Raw genomic sequence first — 2,500 nt, forward strand, 5'->3', positions numbered from 1 at the left:
TACCAAAGCAAAAAGCCCAGATAACTCTGGGCTTTAGCTTATAAGGAGTCTGACGATGACCTACTTTCACATGGGTAATCCACACTATCATTGGCGCGAAGTCGTTTCACTGTCCTGTTCGGTATGGGAAGGAGTGGGACCAACTTGCTATGGTCGTCAGACATAACTGTCGGCTGACTGGAGTCTCGTGGGAGAGGCCAGTCGGCCATTGTTCTGGTCGAAGTAAAGAAGGTTTCGATTGTTGCGAGCAACACTTGCAACTGCTTAATGTTATAGGATCAAGCCTCACGAGCAATTAGTATCAGTTAGCTTAACGCATTACTGCGCTTCCACACCTGACCTATCAACGTCCTGGTCTCGAACGACTCTTTAGGGGCATCTAGTGCCCAGGGAAGTCTCATCTTGAGGCGAGTTTCCCGCTTAGATGCTTTCAGCGGTTATCTCTTCCGAATTTAGCTACCCGGCAATGCCATTGGCATGACAACCGGTACACCAGAGATTCGTCCACTCCGGTCCTCTCGTACTAGGAGCAGGTCCCCTCAAACTTCCAACGCCCACGGCAGATAGGGACCAAACTGTCTCACGACGTTTTAAACCCAGCTCACGTACCACTTTAAATGGCGAACAGCCATACCCTTGGGACCGGCTACAGCCCCAGGATGTGATGAGCCGACATCGAGGTGCCAAACTCCCCCGTCGATATGAACTCTTGGGAGGAATCAGCCTGTTATCCCCAGAGTACCTTTTATCCGTTGAGCGATGGCCCTTCCATACAGAACCACCGGATCACTATGACCTGCTTTCGCACCTGCTCGACTTGTCAGTCTCGCAGTTAAGCTCTCTTTTGCCATTGCACTATCAGTACGATGTCCGACCGTACCTAGAGAACCTTCGTACTCCTCCGTTACAATTTGGGAGGAGACCGCCCCAGTCAAACTGCCTACCATGCACGGTCCCCGATCCGGATTACGGACCTAGGTTAGAACCTCAAACACATCAGGGTGGTATTTCAAGGATGGCTCCATAAGGACTGGCGTCCCTACTTCAATGCCTCCCACCTATCCTACACAGATCTGTTCAAAGTCCAATGCAAAGCTACAGTAAAGGTTCATGGGGTCTTTCCGTCTAGCCGCGGGGAGATTGCATCTTCACAAACATTTCAACTTCGCTGAGTCCCGGGTGGAGACAGTGTGGCCATCGTTACGCCATTCGTGCAGGTCGGAACTTACCCGACAAGGAATTTCGCTACCTTAGGACCGTTATAGTTACGGCCGCCGTTTACTGGGGCTTCGATCAAGAGCTTGCACCCCATCACTTAACCTTCCAGCACCGGGCAGGCGTCACACTCTATACGTCCACTTTCGTGTTTGCAGAGTGCTGTGTTTTTATTAAACAGTCGCAGCCACCATTTCACTGCAACCCCATCGACCTTCGAGAGCAAGTCTCTACAATCTACCGGGGCGCACCTTATCCCGAAGTTACGGTGCTAATTTGCCGAGTTCCTTCACCCGAGTTCTCTCAAGCGCCTTAGAATTCTCATCCTACCCACCTGTGTCGGTTTGCGGTACGGTCTCAATATAACTGAAGCTTAGTGGCTTTTCTTGGAAGCTTGGTATCAGCAACTTCGCGCCTCAAGGGCACTCGTCATTACGCCTCAGAATTGACCTCCCGGATTTGCCTAAGAGATCTCCCTACACGCTTAAACTGCCTATTCCAACAGACAGCTTGCTTAACCTTCTCCGTCCCCACATCGCATTACATTGAGGTACAGGAATATTAACCTGTTTCCCATCGACTACGCTTTTCAGCCTCGCCTTAGGGGCCGACTCACCCTGCTCCGATGAACGTTGAACAGGAAACCTTGGGTTTTCGGCGAGGGAGCCTTTCACTCCCTTTATCGCTACTCATGTCAGCATTCGCACTTCTGATACCTCCAGCATTCTTCACAGAACACCTTCGCAGGCCTACAGAACGCTCTCCTACCATATGTGTAAACACATATCCGCGATTTCGGTGCATAGTTTGAGCCCCGTTACATCTTCCGCGCAGGACGACTCGATCAGTGAGCTATTACGCTTTCTTTAAATGATGGCTGCTTCTAAGCCAACATCCTGACTGTTTTAGCCTTCCCACTTCGTTTTCCACTTAACTATGTCTTGGGGACCTTAATCGGCGGTCTGGGTTGTTTCCCTTTTGACACCGGACGTTAGCACCCGATGTCTGTCTCCCATGCTCGCACTTCTCGGTATTCGGAGTTTGCAATGGTTTGGTAATCAGCAATAGACCCCTAGCCATAACAGTGCTCTACCCCCGAGAGTGATACATGAGGCACTACCTAAATAGTTTTCGGAGAGAACCAGCTATTTCCAAGTTTGTTTAGCCTTTCACCCCTATCCACAGCTCATCCCCTAACTTTTCAACGTTAGTGGGTTCGGACCTCCAGTTGGTTTTACCCAACCTTCATCCTGGCCATGGATAGATCACTTGGTTTCGGGTCTAC

The 2,500-nt window shown here is 50.4% G+C and carries 2 rRNA genes (1 of these 2 cut by a window edge); both read right to left on the reverse strand.

Going from position 1 to position 2,500, the window contains the following annotated elements:
• Nucleotides 1-47 precede the first annotated feature (47 nt).
• Nucleotides 48-161, reverse strand: a 5S ribosomal RNA gene (gene rrf / locus DM08_RS10130).
• A gap of 113 nt (nucleotides 162-274) precedes the next feature.
• Nucleotides 275-2,500 (reverse strand): 23S ribosomal RNA (locus DM08_RS10135); it runs 660 nt beyond the window's last position.

Origin of the sequence: Ferriphaselus sp. R-1 (genome assembly GCF_000746095.1) — a bacterium.
In the GTDB taxonomy this organism is placed as follows: domain Bacteria; phylum Pseudomonadota; class Gammaproteobacteria; order Burkholderiales; family Gallionellaceae; genus Ferriphaselus.